This is a genomic window from Lederbergia citrisecunda, from assembly GCF_018343695.1.
GTDB lineage: Bacteria > Bacillota > Bacilli > Bacillales > Bacillaceae_C > Lederbergia > Lederbergia citrisecunda.
Genome location: NZ_JAGYPJ010000001.1, coordinates 1,509,698 through 1,529,203 on the forward strand (window position 1 = coordinate 1,509,698; position 19,506 = coordinate 1,529,203).

Below are 19,506 nucleotides of genomic sequence, written 5' to 3' on the forward strand. Positions count from 1 at the left end.
ATACTACTGATAATATGTATGTAAAATGGGACAAGAATAGACCTAGCAATTACATATTTCTAGGTCAATATATCTGAAGTTGATTTCCTTGTTTACATCTTCGTGCATAATATAATGCGATTCCCGTACCGATAATACTGAGCCAAAATGTAAAATAACCGATTTCCCTTACATAGATCTCTAGTCCTGGATATTTTGGATATTGCATAAATACATAATCAATTACATCGTTGTGCAACGTCCATACTGCGGCAACGAGAACATGCCAAAATTTCATTTTATAAAATCGTGCATATAATATTCCTTGAATCGCCATTGCTGCGTGTGAACAAATTAACATATAGCCTTGCCATCCTATATCTCCCATTACCGCAAGAGAAAGGAAATTCATCACTACCGCCCAAATACCATACTTAAATAATGTAATAATGGCCAACGCTTCAAATAATGGCCAATTCGTCCGCAATAAAAAAGCGGCAAGGACAAATACGAAAAATAAACTTGCTGTTGGACTATCCGGTACAAAAGGTATGAATATAGTAGGGGTCACGGCAATCTGCGGTTCATACCAGTAATATCCGTACAATGTTCCTGCTGTATTAATGATTAATAAGAGCCATAAAAAACGGCGGTCTGCCAAATATGTATAAATAAAATTCATCGCTCTCAGCCTTCCATAAAATGTGGAAAAAGCCGGCAAATTGCCGGCTTGAATAAAAAATTATTATTTTTTTGCAACTTCTGCTACATAGTCTGCAAGCTTATCCAATTCATCGTCAGTTCCTTTGAATATACCTGCAGGCATTTTTTTGAAACCATTACGGGCGATATCTTTAACTTCATCCGCTGTATGTCCAGTTCCTACTAAAGCAGGACCTACCCCAGACTTACCCTCTAGATTTTCACCGTGACAGCCGATACAGCTTTGAGAATAAATTTTATACCCTTCTGCTTCCTTATCAACTTCAACAGTTTTTGTAATTTTCCCTTGTTGCTCAGCAGCAGCCCAATCGTGCATGTCAACAGCTTGCCAAGTCAAATAGAAAATACCTGCAAAGGCTAGAAGCATAAATCCAGTAGCAAATGGACGCTTAGATGGACGACGCTCAGGTCCACGATCAATAAATGGCGCGAGCAATAATCCACCAAATGCAAGTCCAGGAATTACAACTGTTCCAAGAATATTATAAGGTCCTGAAGCATACGTGTATTTCAATAATTGATATAAAAATAAGAAATACCAGTCCGGTAACGGAATATATCCAGTGTCAGTTGGATCCGCAATACGTTCAAGCGGACTTGGATGTGCGATAGTTAAACATAAATAGCCAATTAAGAAAACAGCACCGACAAGCCATTCTTTTAAAAGAAAGTCAGGCCAAAATGCTTCTGTTTTTCCAGGATATTCGGAATAATCTTTTGGAATATTCGGCTTGCGTTCAGCAGATACACGTGAATCGCCGACGAACTTCATTCCTTTTCCACGATGCATTGTGTCCCCTCCTTTTTGCGTAAACTAATTTTACAATGGTCCAGAAATTCCTTGTCTCCGGATCATTACAAAGTGAGCACCCATTAATGCCAATAATGCAGCTGGCAAGAAAAACACATGAATCGCAAAGAAACGAGTTAATGTTTGTGCTCCTACAATCGTTGGATCACCCGCTATTAATGTTTTCGCATAAACACCGATGAGCGGAACAGATTCAACGATTTCAAGTGTTACCTTTGTTGCGAATAATGCTTTCATATCCCAAGGAAGAAGATATCCAGTAAGCCCAAGAGCTAGCATAACAAAAAAGATAAGTACTCCAACAACCCAGTTTAGCTCACGAGGCTTCTTGTATGCTCCTTGAAAGAACACGCGAAGTGTATGTAAAAACATCATTACGATGACAAGACTTGCACCCCAATGGTGCATACCACGGACAATTTGTCCGAAAGCAACTTGATTTTGCAGATAATATACGGATTCCCAAGCGTTTTTAATATCAGGTACATAATACATCGTCAAAAACATACCTGAAAGTATTTGGATAACAGTAATAAAAAATGTCAATCCACCAAAACAGTATACAAACGCAGAAAAGTGGTGCGCAGGGTTAACATGCTCAGGCACTTCATGGTCTGCAATGTCTCTCCATATTGGCGTAATATCCATACGCTCGTCAATCCAGTCGTACATTTTGTTAAGCAAGATTTGTGCCTCCTTTACTTCCTTACGAATGGATTTGTTCCAGGTGATCCTAGCATTAAAAAGCCGTCTTTTTCTTGCGTTGGATAAGCATCCAATGGTCCCCTTGGCGGAGTACCTGGTACATTTTCGCCATTCTTATGATAAAGACCCATATGGCAAGGACAAAAGAACATATTTGGATGTTTTTCGCTTCCTTCCCAAGCTACAGTACAGCCTAAATGCTTACAAACTGGTGAAAGAGCGACAATTTCGCCTCCTTCATTTTTGTAAACCCAAGCTGTTTGTGTTACTTCAGAAGTGTACCACGCATCTTGCTGTTCGTATTTAAAATCGACGCGGACTGGATCTGACGTAATGTCAGCAATTTTCTTATCCGTCATTTTAAAATCGCCTGCCGCATGTGCTTTTAACATTGGATCTACAGCGAAACGAAGCATTGGCATCAACATTCCAGCAGCCATAAACCCACCTACTCCAGTGAGTGTGTAGCTTAAAAATTGACGTCTTGTTACAGGATTTTTGCTCATCCTTTTCCCCCCTCTGTCAGTAAGGTAAGTCCATCGGACATTTATGCACATTAATACAAACTAGGACATAATTATGATATATCAATACAACGACAAGGTCAATAATATTGAAAGCTAAACATTGTCAACAATGTGGCAAAATTAGTTAATCATTTCTCCCTTGCCATGCCTGGACGATTTTCTCAATCAGAGTTTTAAGCTGATTTTCCATGACAGTATGCTTATGTTGTTCATCCATATGTTCAAATGGAATAGACGGAATATGAATTAACGTACCCTTACATTCGTCCTGAATAGACTGCCATCTCGGATCTGAAGTTAAATAAAACACATAAGAAAAGCCAGCCTCTTTCGCATGCATTGTCCAACTTTCTAATGCTTCTATATTTTCATTTGGCTCCTTCATGTATGAAAAAGAAGGCAATATAAGGGTCCTTCCTTTAAACTGTCTCTCTAAATGTAACGATAAAAGTTGAATGAATTCACCTTGCTCTGCCGCACGCTTTATTCCGTCTCCGAGAACAACTGGCACTAGCGGAATAACGGCTGTATCAATGTACTCTCTCTCTGTCATGAAAATGTTGATATCCTTCGTGTTCCAATTCAAAGTGTACACCTCTTTATCTAATATGTTCTAAATGGTATTCTATCATTCATTTTAAATAAACGTGTAGAAAATGCTTTTAAAACAAAAGACTTTTTCTAACTTCTATACTAATACCCTCTCCATTAAACATAGTGCAAGATCTTATTGCTAAAAAGAAAAAGTCCTCCCATTTCATTTTGTGGGAGGATTTATGTTTTCCGTAATTCATTTAATTGCTTTGCTAGTTTAGTAAAGGCTCCATGATCTCGTTTTTCAAGCGCTTCATCAATGGCCTTTAATAATTTTCCTTCGTGAAACATTTTAATACTTTCTTCCAATATTTTCTCTGCAACCATTTTATCTTTTTCCGTTAAGTATACTTTATTTTTAACGAATGGATTTTCTTCCAGCACAGCTGCGTATTGATGCGAAAGATTTGAGGCTCTAAAGTTAATTTGTATATATATGTCCTCGTCCCGATTTAGTCTAATATCATGGAATGACTTTTCAGCATCCGTTGTCATAATATTTTCTTTATAAAAACGGAATGGAACTTCTCTCGTACAATGCGTGGACATAATTAGACCTCTCGGACAGCATTGAGCATCTTCTACAAAATGAACCTTTTCCATTAGTTGGTCGTGACTCATTAAATAGTTGAGTATCCAAACTGATTCTCTTCTTTTTAATTGATACCGATTTAAAAACCAGCGAATAAACTCTTTCTTCTCGTTGACAGAAACAGGGGTCGCCATTTTATTTCCCTCCTCTGCAAATTAATAATCAATATTCTTCAAGTCTTTCTAATAAGGAAATCCACTCCTCATTAGCAGGATCTTTCTCAGCTAGCATCTTGAAAATTTCAGCAGCCGCCCTTCCATTCCCTTCTTCCATTAAGAAATATCCATAATCAACTAAAAAATCTTGATTATTTTTTAAATCATTATATGCATGCTCATATTCATTTAATGCCTGCGCGTATTGCTCTGTATGTTGATAACTAACGGCTGCGTCCCAATGAAACTGAGGATCAGCGCCTCCTCCTTCAAAAAACATTTCTGTTATTTCCAAAACGGATTCGTATCTTTCTTGATGAATTAAAAGCCTATTTAAAGAGATGGCAGACTCCGTATATTCAGGATCCAATACAAGCGCTTGCCTAAAAAAATGTTCCGCTTTATTTTCATCCCCTATTTTAAGAGCAAGCTTACCTGCAAAATAATGTAAATCCTTATTAAACTCATCTTCCTTAAGACCGGCTTCAGCGACTTCCAAAGCCTCGTCCAATTTTTCTTCATGCTCTAAACTCCGGGCTAAATATAAATATAATGAATGATAATGTGGGTCTATATCACGCAGTTGTTTAAATGCTCTTATAGCCACCTTGTATTGAGCGGATTGATAAGCAGTTAACCCGTAGGCGAATAACAGATCAATATCCGTTTTATTTTTTAATGATTTCTTATAATATGCTAAGGCATCTTCAAACGCTCCACCTGCACTTAACGCTTCAGCCATTCTACTATTTATGTCTACACCTTCAATTACATTACTTTCTTCCGTAAGTAAAATACTAAAGGATCTCGCAGCCTCCAGAAATCGACCTTGTGTCATATAAAGTTCTCCGAGTGCATAGTCAACAACTGATTCATCTGGTACAATCTCTTTCGCTTTTAGAAGCTTGTTTTCGCTAACCTCAAATAAACCTTGCATCTCGTATAAATCAGCTTCAACGAGTAAGGATGCAGGATAATTGGGATCATCTTTGGAGATTGATTCTAAGTATTGGAGTGCTTCATCATCTTGATCCATTTCAACCAAAAGTTCGGCAAGATTTAATTTCAATTCGCCTTCATCGGGGTAAAAACGGAGTAAAATTTCATATAATTCTTTCGCTTCATCCAAATATCCATACTGTGCCAAACTTGTAGCAAGCATGTACTTTTCATCGTCTGTTCCACTGATCTTAACTTTTTTAAATTGTTTTTCCGCTTTCGAAAGATTTTGTTCTTCGATGTATTTAAGCATAAGTTCCGCGTTGTTCATTACCAAAATCCTTTCTTATATGTCTAGCTCCAGCATACAGCTTCTCGAAGACAATATGATATGTCTGTCTCTATCGCATTACATTAGTACTTCTTAATCTTAGCCTACACTCCTCTTTAAATAAATAATGATGTCTTTTTAATCGTAATTTCATCACCATATCCCGGACGAAAAATTGGATTTTCATTAATACAAACAAATTTTCCTTTTTGAACACATATAGAAGGGCTTTCTTGACCATTAATTGCCTTAAAATCATTCCCACCCTCATATTGTAAAAATAGATTATAACTTAATTCGCCGCCAACTTTCAAAATCCCTTTTTTAGGATACAAACCAATTTTCTTTATTATTTCCAAATTCAAAGGTAGATCTGCTTGCAGTGGTTGTGATAGATGTGGAAGTTTTACACTTTTAAGAATACTGTTCCACTTCCGTAATAGTAGTTTTTGGCGATAAGTTTTGATTGATGAAGGAAAAACTGGAATGAAAATAGGATTGTACGGAAATGATACATCTTTTATCCATCCCCATGGGATACTTTCTAGTTCATTGATACGACTTAATTCTACAAATATAATTGGTATTTTTTGCGATTTACATTTTATAATGAGCGAGGTGTTCAGAATTGCCGCCGGAACCGTTACACCAAGTAAATAATCAATAGGGCTACTAAGAAGGGATTTACGTCTAAGTGTAAGCATTTTATCAAAATCCATCAGTCGAGAAATATAAAAATTAGAAATAATTGTTCCGCAGCCTTTCTTAACGAAACGATTGGAAAAATACACTTTAAATTCTTCGAATGGTAAATCTGGAATATTAGGAGCGAAATAGATAGAAGACGGTGAAATGACAAAAGAGCGGGCATCCATTTTAATTAGAGAATGGTTTAGAGTTTTTGAACCAAAATAACGAATTTCCTGATTCCTGACTAGTATCGATACTTTTGATCTTTGCCCGTCTTCTATTGACAATGCATTTTCAATAATATAATTCATGTTTTCCTACCTTTCTAATCCTTTTAAAACAATCTATGTCAAAAAGGTAGGAATCATGAAATGTTTCTTTAGCTAAACTCTTTTTATTTCTTAAGTTCGGTAGATGAAAGAAAGGTTGTATAAACCTTTTCCAATAGTTCCTTGTCCAGCTCTTTTACGAGAGGTTCACCTACTTTGTCTAATAGAACGAATCTCGGTTGATTAGAGTATGACTTTTTATCCCTAGTCATACTAGTAAAGGCATTATTAAAATCAAATCCGTCTGGAATTTCTAAACTATATCCAAGTTTTTTAATCCACAACTCAAATTCAGTAATATTAAATTCCAAATCTAAAACTTCCTTGCTTAAATACAAAGCATATATCATACCCGTCATAACCGCCTCGCCATGAGATACTTTTCCGTATCCAGCCGAGGATTCTATTACATGTCCTAGAGTATGTCCAAAATTTAAGAATGCGCGAATTCCCGATTCTCTCTCGTCTTGTGAGACGATATTTGCTTTTATTTCAATTCCTCTTTGTAAAAAATAGATGAGGTGTTCATCCTTAATGGAGTGTAAATCGATTACATTCGACATTAAAAATTCGAGTAATGATACGTCCGCAATTAAAGCATGCTTGACAGCTTCTGCAAAGCCAGATCGAATTTCTGATTGTGGTAACGTTTTAAGAAATTCGGTTTGATAAATGACTGCTTCCGGTTGATGGAAGGAACCGATCATATTTTTTCCTAATGGATGATTGATTCCGGTTTTGCCTCCAACCGCACTATCATGAGCTAATATTGTAGTCGGAACTTGGATGAAAGGAATTCCTCTCATATATGTTGCAGCAACGAATCCTGCTAAATCACCAACACTCCCCCCACCCAATGCAATAATGCAAGATTTCCGGTCTAAACCTTTTTCCAGCGCAAACGATAAACTCGCTTCATATATTGCAAATTGTTTTGCCTTTTCTCCGGGAGGGACTACGTATATAAAAGTCTCATACGATTGTGGAATAGCTGATTGCAATTCTTCCAAATGCAGTTTACCAACCGTTTCATCTGTAATAATAAGAAGTTTCGTATAGTGAGTCGATTGCAAATGCAAGCTTAATGAATCTAAAACATTGTTTCCTATGTAAACAGAATAAGATTTTGATGGTGTCTTAATATCGATTTTCACCATTTCTCCCCCTACGATTTGACTTTTCGATAAAAAAATGTATCTTCAACCTCTAAATCATATTGTCCTGGATTAAAAATTTGTTCTGTACTCCCAACGAATAGCACTCCATCATCAGCTAATGAATTGGAGAATTTTTTATACAGATCATCTTTTGCTTCTTCTGTAAAATAGATTAATACATTTCGGCAAATGATTAAATCAAAATCTTTTTGAAAGGGATCCCCTAGCAAATTTAATTTTCGAAAATCAACAGTCTTTTTTATCGTTTCGTCGATCTTAAAAACGCTACCTTCCTTTTTAAAAAATGTTGTTAGCAAGGAAGAAGGAATTTCCGCAAGCGAACGTTCAGAATATATCCCTGCCTTTGCTGCCGCTAATGCTTGGTCATCAATATCAGTCGCCAAAATGGAAATTTGATCAAGTGGCATATATCTCGATAATATCATGGAAATGGTATATGGCTCTTCACCTGTAGATGATGCAGCGCTCCATACTTTCAGTTTCTTCTTTTTCGATAAAAGGCGTGGCAAAATTTTGTTTTCCAATACTTCCCAACGTTTACTATTACGAAAAAATTCCGTTACATTAATTGTCATTTTATCAAGAAAGTCATACATATTTTGTTGATCTGATAATATACCAGCATAAAATTCTTTAAAAGAAGAAAATCCTTTTTTTTGATAAAGAGACGTTAGTCTTCTTTTCATTTGCGCTTCTTTATATAAAGAAAGATCAATCCCTGTTTTTTGTTTTATTTGAACAATAAAATGATGATAATCTTGACCCATAATCCCCCACTACTTTCTCTATGTACTATTATTATTATATCGTATTCTAGTTTAGTAATTAAGATGGAAAAACCACCTAGAAATAGTTCCAGGTGGTCTTATATATGTTAATATATCCAGCTGTTGATTAGCTTAGAATACTCTTCAAGCTCAGCATCTTTAAAAAACAGTGATATTTCTCTCTCAGCACTTTCAGTTGAATCAGATCCGTGTATGATATTTTTTCCGACTGTTAAGCCAAAATCTCCTCGAATCGTTCCTTGTACCGCGTCTTTTGGATTCGTAGAACCCATCATTTGACGCGCTGTATGTATAACATTCTCACCTTGCCATACCATAGCAAAAACTGGTCCAGATGTAATGAATTCAACTAAATCACCAAAAAAAGGACGCTCTTTATGTTCACCATAATGTTGTTCAGCAAGTTCTTTCGAAATCGTCATTAATTTCGCTCCAACAAGCTGGAATCCTTTTTTTTCAAAGCGTGATACGATTTCGCCAATTAATCCTCTTTGTACTCCATCTGGTTTTACCATTAGAAAAGTCTTTTCCATTGTTATCACTCCTGCAATTATCTCGGGAAAAAGTTCGAAATCCCATGAAAATAATAACATTGATTTCCAACGATAGCAAATTGACATCAGGATTGGCACATCAATAATAAACTCACAAGAAAACCGCCATTTTAATATTTTCGTTTTCCGATATAAAATGCGATATCTCGAAGTATTTTTTTTGCTTTAATAGGAGGTAGTTCGTCTAAAACAGTAATCGCTTTTTTTAAATACATCCTGCTTACCGAATATGCCTTTTCTATCGCTCCTGAGTTTTTTATCGCGGAAATAATGTCAACCATCTCTTCGTTTGTAGTATGCTCGTTGACTTTTAATATACTAGGTCTTAACGTTTCATTTTTCATTGCATAAAGGACCGGCAAAGTGATATTTCCTTGCCTTAAATCTTCACCTGCAGGTTTTCCAAGTTCTTTTTCTGAACCGGTAAAATCTAATATGTCATCTATGATTTGATAAGACATTCCAATGAAATAACCGAATTTATATAGTTTTCGGTGGATCTTTTCATCAGCACCAGCCGATACCGCCCCTAATTGGCAGCTTACCGCGATAAGTAAGGCCGTTTTTCGTTTAATCCTTCTAAAATAATCTCTTAAATTTTGATTAAAACGATATTTATCTTTTATCTGATCAATTTCCCCCATACAAACTTCAATAATAGCGTTCGAAAGAATTTGATGAGCCAATGCATTATGAATATTGGTCATATATTCAAGAGAACGTGCCAAAATATAATCTCCTGTATACATGGCAATTCGCTCATCCCATATATAATTAATCGTTGGCTGCCCTCTTCTAAGCTGGGCATCATCAATTACATCATCATGTACTAGGGAAGCCATATGTATGAGTTCTAAAGCAACGGCAGTATTTTTAATTGATTGTATGTTATAGGTGCCAAATTTGGCTGATAGTAGGACAAAAACAGGACGGATTCTTTTTCCCCCTGCTTTTAGCAGCTGAACCGACGCCTTTTGAAGCAGCCCCATCTCAGATTGAATGGCTAATTCCATCTCTTTTTCGATGATGTCGAAGTCAGCTTTTAAGGTCGAACTTAGTAATGTTAGTTTCATTTCATTTCCACCTAGGCATTATTTCTTTTTGTTTCCAATATGGGCTGCTGCAACACCACCGTTAAAAGATTTGTAAATGACATCGACAAATCCGGCTTTCCAGAACATTTGCGCCAATTCTTCTGATCCCGGAAAATCCCGAGCAGATTCTTGTAGCCATGAATATTCTTTGAAACTTTTAGCAAAAAATTTTCCGAATAGCGGCATGATATAGCGGAAATACAAATAATAAATTTGCTTATAAACGGGGAGGGTTGGTTGAGATGTTTCCAAGCATACAGCCATTCCACCTGGTTTTAACACTCTATTCATTTCTTTTAATACTTGCATATAATCCGGAACATTGCGTAATCCAAAACCGATTGTAACGTAATCAAATGAATCGTCCTCAAATGGAAGCTCCATTGCGTTCCCTTGTATTAACTCTATTTGATGCAATTGCTCTTTTTCTTTTTTTTCTTTTGCTACTTGCAGCATATTGGAACTAAAGTCTAACCCTGTCACTTTGCCCTCACTGCCGACAGTTTGCGCAAGGGCAATAGTCCAATCTCCCGTGCCACAGCACAAATCAAGAGCATGTGCCCCCAATGGAACATTCATCTTTTTCATAGTCTCTTTACGCCACTTTATATGTTGTTGAAAGCTGATAATCGAGTTCATTTTATCATAATTATCATGTATTTTTTCAAACACACTATGTACACGTTCCTCTTTTGATTGCATCGTTTTTCAACAACCTCCATTTAAAGAGCCAGCCAACTCATCGATACGCATGTGCACAAATGATGGTAAGAATTTCATGTCCTTCATCATGTCATCTAGCTTTTTCTTTGATTCGTTCAATATATCAAATAATATTTTTTTCTCTTCTTCCAATGATAGCTCTGTGCTGTTTTGTCTATAAAGATTTTTTAATCCATCCATAATAAGCGAGAATTTCCCATTAATTAACCATTTCAGTTCCTTGGCAACCCTTTTAAAAAATAAAAACTCTGTAAAAAAGTTAATATATTTGGAAGGTGTCTGAAAATGAACGCAAAATTGTTCCAAAAGCCCTGACTCAACTTTTTTCACACTATTAAGGTAAGAATTCAAATTTTCACTTGTAAAATGGATGATGTTTATTTTATGTTCGTTAATTGTTTTGATTGCTGAAGCTAAAGCTTTTATCAGTTCAATATTTTGTAATTCAGATAATAAGTTATAGTACATTCCACTATAATAATCTCCAGCCAACACCGTCAGCTGACGAGCCTTCATTGATATATTTGGATTAGACACATTTTCATGTGTTTCTAATGCCAAGTTCGCAAGCATAGTGGCAATGATGTATATTTCACATTCTTCCGCAGACAAGCTGGAATCCCGCAGTGAGTATGCCATGAGATGAATTTGGTCAACATCGAGCTCAGGCGGTTCAATATGTTTATATAAAAAATGATGAGAGCATGTTTGCTGCAACTTTCTTTTTATAGAATCCACTTGCTGTTCAAAATTACAAACCGCCATAACAAAATCCTCGTTTCTATTACTAATAAAAATCATAGAATACATACAAGTTTAATTATAACATATACAATTAACGAATGGCGATTCTGATGGTTTCATTAGGAGCGAGATTTCCTTAATGCTATTTGTTATTTTCACTCTCTACTTCTCCAAATGAAGTTTTAATGTTTGCATTGCCTCTAATTTTGATTGCTGAAGTATGTTCAGTAAATTGGGCAACCATCACTTCGCCGGCATCTAACTTTTCCGCATGATGAAATCTAGTATCTGAACCCCTTGTTAATCCAATAACATTTACTCCATCTTCTAATGCCTTAATGATAATGAAATCTGATTGTCCGCGACCGTTGCTCATTTCTTCACCTCATGAAAAATTTTAATCTTTTATTAAGGAAAGCACTTCTGCTCGTGCTTGACCATCGGTAGCAAGTATTCCTCTAACAGCAGAAGTTACGGTTTTTGAACCTGGTTTTTTTACACCTCTCATGGTCATACACATATGTTCTGCTTCTAATATTACCATTACTCCATGAGGTTCGAGTTTTTTCATCATTACATCAGCTATTGTAGATGTTATTCGTTCTTGTAACTGCGGTCGTGCTGCTACTGTTTCAACAGCTCTTGCAAGTTTACTTAAACCTGCAACCTTTCCATTTTGTGGAATGTATGCAACATGTGCTTTTCCGAAGAAAGGCACTAAATGATGTTCACACATGGAAAAAAACGGGATATCTTTAACAAGAACAAGTTCCTCGTGATCTTCTCCGAATATTGTGTCAAAATACTCTCCGGGATTTTTCCCTAAACCAGAAAAAACTTCTTCATACATTTTGGCGACTCGTTTTGGAGTATCTATTAAACCTTCCCTATTCGGGTCTTCTCCAATCGCCTCTAATATCATTCGAACCGCTTCTTCTATTTGTGAGCGATTTACTTCTATCATTCTTCTTCCTCCTACTAGTTGCAACAAGACATCTTTTGTATTCCCATATTAGCATAATTAACAAAATAAATAAAAAAGAACTGCCGATGTTTTCGGCAGTTCTTTTCGTCACGCTAAAGAATGTATGTAATTATTTCACAGCATCTTTAAGCGCTTTACCTGGTTTGAACGCTGGTACTTTGCTTGCAGCGATCTCGATTTCTTGACCAGTTTGAGGGTTACGTCCTTTACGAGCAGCACGCTCACGCACTTCAAAGTTACCAAAACCGATTAAAGCTACTTTATCACCGTTAGCCAAAGCATTTTGGATGGATTGGAAAACAGCATCAACAGCTTTAGTAGCGTCTTTTTTAGAAAGCTCAGCTGTTTCAGCTACAGAATTGATTAGTTCAGTTTTGTTCATACCATTCACCTCCTCCCAAAATAGAGAGATCTTGTTCCGCAAGTGCTATTACATTTGTGAACAATTTTTAAGATTTCTAAACATAAAAATGTTAGAATCCGGATAAATTACTGGTAAATAAGGGATTTAACAGCAATTCTGTTTAAAAGATTATCATATAAATTTTATGATAGCAAGAATAAAAGGCGTAAAAAATGGAAAAGATGCCGAATATCGTCGTATTCGGCATCTTTTTATTCGATTTGTTAAACTTGTATGGTGATTTACACTCCTACAGCTCCGATAAAATACCTAGCAAAATCAACTATGTTTATCAACAAAGCCTTTTATTAAAGAATTATAGCTATTAATCCACCTGAACCTTCATTAATAATTCTTTCAAGCGTCTCTTTTAATTTATATCTTGCATTTTCAGGCATCATTGCGATTTTTGCTTGTATTCCTTCCCTAACTAATGAGCTTAAGCTTCTACCAAATATATCTGAATTCCAGATTGATAATGGATCATCTTCAAAATCTTGCATGAGATAGCGTACTAGCTCTTCGCTTTGTTTTTCAGTTCCAATAATCGGAGAAAATTCAGATTCGACATCCACTTTTATCATATGAATGGAAGGAGCCATTGCTTTCAGTCTTACGCCGAAACGTGCGCCTTGCCTAATAATTTCTGGCTCATCAAGACTCATATCAGCTAAAGATGGGGCTGCAATTCCGTAGCCTGTTTGCCTGACCATTGCGAGTGCGTCAGCTACTTGATCATATTCCCGTTTAGCATCAGCAAAATCCTGCATCAATTCAAGCAAGTGGTCTTTTCCTCTTACTTCGACCCCAACAACTTCCTTAAGGACATTATCATATAAATCATCTGGAGCAAATAAATCAATTTCCGCAATTCCTTGCCCCATATCCACGCCTGCCAGACCTGCATTTTCAATAAAGTCAAACTCATAAAATTGCTGTACGACTCTATCCACATCTCTTAATCTCTTTATATCTTTAACAGTTTCCTTCACAGCCTCTTGGTAGTTTGTACGGAGCCAGTGATTCTCTTTTAACACCATGACCCAGCTAGGGAGATTTACATTCACCTCTAGCACAGGGAATTCATATAATGCCTCCCGAAGTACATTCATTACATCTGCTTCCCGCATACTCTCAACTGACATCGTAAGTACAGGAATATCGTATTTCGCTTCAAGCTGCTTGCGTAAGTTATCTGTTTCAGCATGATGTGGACGCGAGGAGTTAATGACCATAATAAATGGTTTGCCAACCTCTTTTAATTCTTCTATTACGCGTTCTTCCGCATTTACATAGTCTGAACGTGGTATTTCTCCTATCGTTCCATCCGTAGTAATGACCACGCCAAGCACTGAATGCTCTTGGATAACCTTACGAGTTCCAATTTCTGCAGCTTCATGAAAGGAAATAGGTTCTTCATACCATGGCGTATGAATCATTCTCGGCCCATTTTCATCTTCATATCCCTTCGCACCTGGCACTGTGTAGCCTACACAATCAACAAGCCTTACATTCACTTCAAGTCCTTCATCGACTTGTACTGCAACAGCTTGATTCGGTACAAATTTCGGCTCAGTCGTCATGATCGTTCTTCCTGCCGCGCTTTGAGGTAATTCATCTTGCGCACGAGCTCTATCTGCTTCATTCTTGATGTTCGGTAATACAGCGAGTTCCATAAACTTTTTAATAAATGTGGATTTACCTGTTCGAACAGCTCCAACTACACCCAAATAAATATCTCCGCCTGTTCTTTCAGCAATATCTTTGAAAATATCCACCTTTTCCAAGAGGTTCCCTCCTATCATTGAGTTCAAGGGACAAAACACTCCATAAACGATTGGACAATAGCTGTTTATGATGTTGTCCGATTCTTATATGACCATATTAAGAAGTAAATAAAAAATCCTTCTTCCACATTATATTGAGTGAAAGAAGGATTATTCCTATTTTTCCATGTAAATCGGCTCGTTGTTTTTATCGACAGTATAAGAAAGTGAATAAGCAGGAACAAATAACGAATGTTCTGTAAGAACGCTTGTAATATCCTCACCTTGCTTATAGGTTTTCCCAGTTTCTTTTAATGTCAGGTAAAGGTCACTAATATAATCTACGAAAACTTCGCCATCTATATTAATGACAAGAGGTAAATTATTTTTTGTAAAAGGTGAAATGATATAAGGCTCACTCTTATATCCTAGTCTTTTATAATCCAAACTATAAATATTATTAGAAATTGCCTCTTTAAATGGTGGATAGCCCTGCGTTTTAATTCTCAATTTAACTTCTCTAATCTTTTCGGCAATACGTAAATCAAACACCTTTACCGTCGGGTTCGTTTCTACGTCTATTAAAACATATTGAAATACGCCTCCACTTTCATACGCATTTCCTGGAGGTGCCGCCAGAAATCGAGGAGCTAGTTTTGAAAACTCTATCGGATATTTTATGTATATAGGTGTATCATTTTCACGAGTTTTAATTGGTATGAGTCCATCGTTCAATTCTCTATATTGATCGACAGCTGTCTGAACAGACTTAATCTGATCTTCATAAGGTATTTGATTCTCAACTCTTTTTTCTTGAGGGTACAAACAACCACTTAATAAAAAAGAGGTTAGCAATAATATCGCTATATTCAAATATAATTTCATTAATTACTTCTTCCCTTCAGCATCTTCCAAGATGATAGTGAAATTCAGCTGGTTGGGCCTGTCAAGACAACGAATAGCATTATAAGCCCACCAATAATCATAAATAGCCAAGCTGAGATGGCGGTAACTATTTTTAATATTTTATTATTCAACTTATAACGACTGAGGTATATTGTAAACATCGCCAGAGCCAGCAACAACATCCCTATGATAGAAATCCACATTTTTTGCATTGATGGTGACATATATTTTCCTCCACTACTATAATGACGCATTAAAAATCATTATATCATGTTTTGTCTAATAAAAAGATGTTATTCCTTTACAAAATAGTGATTAAGAACAAATGCGCAAGCGCTTGTTAAGCGACGTATAGGCCCACAGGATGTGGGTCCGTCGACGTTGCCACAGGGACGTGGCGGTATTAGTAGACGTTCCTTTTTTACAGATCTGACGAGATAAGGAAACACGGTAAGCCTCGAAAAGCGGAAGGCGCTTGATTTGGGGCGACAAGTAATGTTCTCCCGACCGGGAAGTTGTTCTTTAACTTCCTTGTCGGGAGGTTAATTGATCTCAAGCCCCTAGCGCCTGTATTTGGACCTTGGCGAACCGATGTTGACTTTATCGTAAGAAGAAACCGAAAGTTTGCTAGGCGCTAGAGCTAGACATTAAATAAAGTATCGCAAAATAATATAAACATATTTTATTCTTTTCTTAAAATAGCAAAAAAAAAAGATGAAGCAATGGATGACCCTTGCTTCAAAGATGACAAACTAATACCCATTCCGCCTGTTTAAGCAATTTACTTCAAAGCATTATATGCACTTAAAAAAAGAACGCATCCTCTTTTGCCTAGAGCTGCTTATAGTTGTTCCATTTGTTCGCTTAATATATCGACAAGATCTTCCATTTCATTCGTCTTTAATCTTGCCATTAATTGTTCACCGGCTTCTTTGGCATTCACGTCATTAAATAATATATGATGAAGAATTTCAGTAATCGGCATTCTGCAATTATATTTATGAGCAAGCTGATACGCTGCCTTAGTTGTTCTTACACCTTCTACTACCATTCCCATGTTGTTTAGAACATCTTCTAATTTTTGGCCTTTGCCAAGCATATTTCCCGCACGCCAATTTCGAGAATGCACACTTGTACACGTTACAATTAAGTCACCAATTCCTGCTAAGCCTGAAAACGTTAATGGATTTGCACCCATTTTTGTCCCTAACCGGGAGATTTCTGCTAACCCTCTTGTGATAAGTGCAGCTTTCGCATTATCACCATAGCCCAAGCCGTCAGAAATACCCGCTGCCAATGCAATGATGTTTTTAAGAGCGCCTCCTATCTCGACCCCAATTAAATCCGGGTTCGTATAGACGCGGAAATTTTGATTCATAAACAAATCTTGTATTTTTTCAGCCGCCTCCATGTTTTTCGATGATACAGCAACTGTTGTAGGGTGTCTCAAGCTTACTTCTTCAGCATGGCTTGGTCCTGAAAGTACAACGATGTCTTTGAGGATTCGTTTTGGGATTTCCTCATCGATCATTTCAGAAATACGCAGCAAACTATCTGGTTCAATCCCTTTGCTTACGTGAACGAAGGTAAGGGGCTGCATTTGAAATTTAATGATTTCCCTTAACGTTTGCCTTATCGCCTTCGTAGGCACAGCCAGGACGACCGTTTCAATCCCATTTAATGCGTCCTCCAGTGATGTGTACGCAGTGATTAGTTCCGGGAGATTAATCCCAGGCAAGTATTTTTGATTCGTATGGTCGTGATTAATTTCGTCTTTTTGCTCTTCATTTCGAGTCCACAATTGAATAGAATGTTCATTATCCGCTAACACGAGAGCTAATGCGGTACCCCAGCTTCCTGCTCCGATAACGGCAACCGTTTCTTTTTCATTATTCAAGTTGATCACCACTTTCATTCCTTCAACTTATTTTCTTTGTCTTGTAATAATATGAATAGGCGTCCCTTCGAAACCAAAAGCTTCCCTGATTCGATTTTGTAAAAATCTTTCATAAGAAAAATGCATGATTTCTGGATCATTTACGAATACAACAAAAGTAGGCGGTTTAATCCCTACTTGTGTGACATAGAAGATTTTTAATTTCCGGCCTTTATCTGAAGGAGTTGGATTCATAGCTATCGCGTCTGCTATCACGTCGTTCAAAACACTCGACTGCACACGCATCTCATGGTTTTCACTTGCCATTTTTATTGCTGGAAACAGATTTGTTAAACGTTTTTTTGTTTTTGCAGAAACAAATACTATCGGTGCATAATCTAAGAATAAAAAATGGGCTCTTATTTTTTCTTCAAATTCCTTCATTGTTTTCTCATCTTTTTCAACTGCATCCCATTTATTTACAACGATGATAACAGCTCTTCCTGCTTCATGAGCATAACCTGCGATTTTTTTGTCCTGTTCTTGTATTCCTTCTTCTCCATTTAATACAACAAGAACGACATCTGAACGATCAATCGCCTTTAGAGCCCTTAACACACTATATTTTTCGGTGTTTTCATAAACTTTCCCCTTTTTCCTCATTCCAGCCGTATCAATAATCGTGTATTTTTGTTCATCAAATTCATAAGTAGAGTCTATTGCATCCCGAGTTGTTCCTGCTATATCGCTGACAATTACTCTTTCCTCACCTAGTAAAGCATTAACGATAGAGGATTTCCCAACATTTGGTCTTCCAATTAAACTAAACTTTATGACATCTTCTTCCTCATTTTCCTCCTTGCTTTCAGGAAAATGATTAACAACCTCATCAAGCAAATCTCCTAGTCCAAGACCATGTGAACCCGAAATCGGAAAAGGTTCATTGAATCCAAGGGCATAGAAATCATAAATATCAGCACGCATTTCGGGATTATCCACTTTATTTACAGCTAAAACGACAGGTTTCTTGGAACGAAACAATATTTTCGCCACTTCTTCATCAGCGGAAGTAACCCCTTCTCTACTATTAACGATAAAAATAATGACATCTGCTTCCTCAATTGCAATTTCTGCTTGTAATCGGATCTCTTCTAAAAATGGAGCATCACCAATTTCAATTCCACCAGTATCGATTATATGAAATTCGTGTGAAAGCCATTCACCTGTACCATAAATCCGATCTCTTGTTACTCCTGGTGTATCTTCAACTATTGATATACGTTCTCCTACAATACGATTAAAAATTGTTGATTTTCCTACGTTAGGACGACCTACGATTGCCACAGTCGGTTTATTCATTTCAAATCCACTCACTTTAAGTTAATCTTAAGTTCTACTGAGAAATCGTACCATATTATTTGAAGAAAAGGTAATGAAAATCATTTAGTGGTACATTTTCTTACTTCCCTTCATTCTCGTAATGGCAGTTATATTAGATATATAATTAATAAATATAATAGAAAAGATCGTAATTGATATAATGTCTAAATATTCTTTCGAACCGATGATATAAGGCATATTCCATTTGCTTAAAAACAACGCAAAAATAATATCTCCTTGTAGTGTACCGAGACATACCAAAAGAATTCTCGTAATAACTGAAGAGGAATATACAAAATAACTAAATATAAATAAAAAAAATGAAATAAGGACAACTCTATCGATGAACATCCATATAGGATCATACATTTCAAATAAAAGAAATCCCGTATATCCTATCATTAATGTAAATACAGTAAATAATAAATGTAGCTGCTTTTTCAACGGAAGTCTCGATGCCAAATAATAACAGATAGCTAACATTAATATGGATGGAACCGTTAAATGAAGAGAATAAGAACTAAATGAAAAATCTTTTATTATGATAAAAATTAAAGAGAACATTGCAATTGGCCATCTGTACATTGATTTTTTATCCATGATAAATGTTGAATATATCCAAGTGACCCAAGCTGTAAGTAAAAATATCATCCCAGCCATATCATCACCTCCGCTATCAGTATAGGGAAGGTGATGAAAATTTAATCATAAAGAAGCAAATAATAAGCTATTGA

General features: G+C 36.4%; 23 protein-coding genes. All 23 read right to left on the reverse strand.

All coding sequences use genetic code 11. From position 1 onward, the window contains the following. Positions 1-64: 64 nt before the first annotated feature. Complete coding sequence (gene lhaT / locus KHA93_RS07500; protein WP_213110171.1) at positions 65-661, reverse strand: lipoprotein heptaprenylglyceryl N-acetyltransferase LhaT; 597 nt, start codon at positions 659-661, stop codon at positions 65-67. Positions 662-724: 63 nt separating this feature from the next. Beyond that, complete coding sequence (locus KHA93_RS07505; RefSeq protein ID WP_213110172.1) at positions 725-1,492, reverse strand: menaquinol-cytochrome c reductase cytochrome b/c subunit; 768 nt, start codon at positions 1,490-1,492, stop codon at positions 725-727. 30 nt (positions 1,493-1,522) lie between these two features. Then, positions 1,523-2,197, reverse strand: coding sequence for a menaquinol-cytochrome c reductase cytochrome b subunit (gene qcrB, locus KHA93_RS07510; RefSeq protein ID WP_213110173.1), 675 nt, complete (start codon positions 2,195-2,197; stop codon positions 1,523-1,525). A 14-nt stretch (positions 2,198-2,211) separates the two neighbouring features. Beyond that, positions 2,212-2,724: a Rieske (2Fe-2S) protein gene (locus KHA93_RS07515; RefSeq protein ID WP_213110174.1), complete on the reverse strand. Its 513-nt coding sequence runs from the start codon at positions 2,722-2,724 to the stop codon at positions 2,212-2,214. A gap of 145 nt (positions 2,725-2,869) precedes the next feature. Beyond that, the gene (locus tag KHA93_RS07520) at positions 2,870-3,331 is read right to left on the reverse strand and encodes a YpiF family protein (RefSeq protein ID WP_213110175.1); all 462 of its coding nucleotides are present in this window, start codon (positions 3,329-3,331) and stop codon (positions 2,870-2,872) included. Between the two features lie 188 nt (positions 3,332-3,519). Then, positions 3,520-4,065 carry a ReoY family proteolytic degradation factor gene (locus KHA93_RS07525; RefSeq protein ID WP_213110176.1) on the reverse strand — a complete coding sequence of 182 codons (546 nt, stop codon included), beginning with the start codon at positions 4,063-4,065 and terminating at the stop codon, positions 3,520-3,522. A gap of 28 nt (positions 4,066-4,093) precedes the next feature. Next, complete coding sequence (locus tag KHA93_RS07530; RefSeq protein ID WP_233711079.1) at positions 4,094-5,338, reverse strand: tetratricopeptide repeat protein; 1,245 nt, start codon at positions 5,336-5,338, stop codon at positions 4,094-4,096. Positions 5,339-5,472: 134 nt separating this feature from the next. Next, the gene (locus tag KHA93_RS07535; RefSeq protein ID WP_213110178.1) at positions 5,473-6,357 is read right to left on the reverse strand and encodes a hypothetical protein; all 885 of its coding nucleotides are present in this window, start codon (positions 6,355-6,357) and stop codon (positions 5,473-5,475) included. 83 nt (positions 6,358-6,440) lie between these two features. After that, on the reverse strand, positions 6,441-7,532 hold the full coding sequence (gene aroB / locus KHA93_RS07540; protein WP_213110179.1) for a 3-dehydroquinate synthase: 1,092 nt from the start codon (positions 7,530-7,532) through the stop codon (positions 6,441-6,443). A gap of 8 nt (positions 7,533-7,540) precedes the next feature. Beyond that, positions 7,541-8,320 carry a CheR family methyltransferase gene (locus KHA93_RS07545; RefSeq protein WP_213110180.1) on the reverse strand — a complete coding sequence of 260 codons (780 nt, stop codon included), beginning with the start codon at positions 8,318-8,320 and terminating at the stop codon, positions 7,541-7,543. Positions 8,321-8,427: 107 nt separating this feature from the next. Continuing rightward, complete coding sequence (gene ndk / locus KHA93_RS07550) at positions 8,428-8,874, reverse strand: nucleoside-diphosphate kinase (protein WP_213110181.1); 447 nt, start codon at positions 8,872-8,874, stop codon at positions 8,428-8,430. 131 nt (positions 8,875-9,005) lie between these two features. Next, on the reverse strand, positions 9,006-9,968 hold the full coding sequence (gene hepT, locus KHA93_RS07555; RefSeq protein ID WP_213110182.1) for a heptaprenyl diphosphate synthase component II: 963 nt from the start codon (positions 9,966-9,968) through the stop codon (positions 9,006-9,008). A gap of 18 nt (positions 9,969-9,986) precedes the next feature. After that, positions 9,987-10,691, reverse strand: coding sequence for a demethylmenaquinone methyltransferase (locus KHA93_RS07560; RefSeq protein WP_213110183.1), 705 nt, complete (start codon positions 10,689-10,691; stop codon positions 9,987-9,989). Positions 10,692-10,697: 6 nt separating this feature from the next. Beyond that, positions 10,698-11,477, reverse strand: a complete 780-nt coding sequence (locus KHA93_RS07565; RefSeq protein ID WP_213110184.1) for a heptaprenyl diphosphate synthase component 1 — start codon at positions 11,475-11,477, stop codon at positions 10,698-10,700. Between the two features lie 121 nt (positions 11,478-11,598). After that, complete coding sequence (gene mtrB, locus KHA93_RS07570) at positions 11,599-11,832, reverse strand: trp RNA-binding attenuation protein MtrB (RefSeq protein WP_213110185.1); 234 nt, start codon at positions 11,830-11,832, stop codon at positions 11,599-11,601. Positions 11,833-11,853: 21 nt separating this feature from the next. After that, positions 11,854-12,420 carry a GTP cyclohydrolase I FolE gene (folE, locus tag KHA93_RS07575; protein ID WP_213110186.1) on the reverse strand — a complete coding sequence of 189 codons (567 nt, stop codon included), beginning with the start codon at positions 12,418-12,420 and terminating at the stop codon, positions 11,854-11,856. Positions 12,421-12,550: 130 nt separating this feature from the next. After that, positions 12,551-12,823, reverse strand: a complete 273-nt coding sequence (locus KHA93_RS07580) for an HU family DNA-binding protein (protein WP_213110187.1) — start codon at positions 12,821-12,823, stop codon at positions 12,551-12,553. Positions 12,824-13,152: 329 nt separating this feature from the next. Further along, positions 13,153-14,631: a stage IV sporulation protein A gene (gene spoIVA, locus KHA93_RS07585; RefSeq protein ID WP_213110188.1), complete on the reverse strand. Its 1,479-nt coding sequence runs from the start codon at positions 14,629-14,631 to the stop codon at positions 13,153-13,155. A gap of 156 nt (positions 14,632-14,787) precedes the next feature. Next, positions 14,788-15,495: a YphF family lipoprotein gene (locus tag KHA93_RS07590; RefSeq protein ID WP_213110189.1), complete on the reverse strand. Its 708-nt coding sequence runs from the start codon at positions 15,493-15,495 to the stop codon at positions 14,788-14,790. A gap of 44 nt (positions 15,496-15,539) precedes the next feature. After that, positions 15,540-15,740, reverse strand: a complete 201-nt coding sequence (locus tag KHA93_RS07595; protein WP_213110190.1) for a DUF2768 domain-containing protein — start codon at positions 15,738-15,740, stop codon at positions 15,540-15,542. Between the two features lie 617 nt (positions 15,741-16,357). Next, positions 16,358-17,431, reverse strand: a complete 1,074-nt coding sequence (locus KHA93_RS07600; protein ID WP_213110191.1) for an NAD(P)H-dependent glycerol-3-phosphate dehydrogenase — start codon at positions 17,429-17,431, stop codon at positions 16,358-16,360. Between the two features lie 9 nt (positions 17,432-17,440). Further along, a complete protein-coding gene (der, locus tag KHA93_RS07605; protein ID WP_213110192.1) occupies positions 17,441-18,751 on the reverse strand; it encodes a ribosome biogenesis GTPase Der in 1,311 nt (436 codons plus the stop codon). An 84-nt stretch (positions 18,752-18,835) separates the two neighbouring features. Further along, positions 18,836-19,432: a YphA family membrane protein gene (locus KHA93_RS07610; protein WP_213110193.1), complete on the reverse strand. Its 597-nt coding sequence runs from the start codon at positions 19,430-19,432 to the stop codon at positions 18,836-18,838. Between the last annotated feature and the right edge of the window lie 74 nt (positions 19,433-19,506).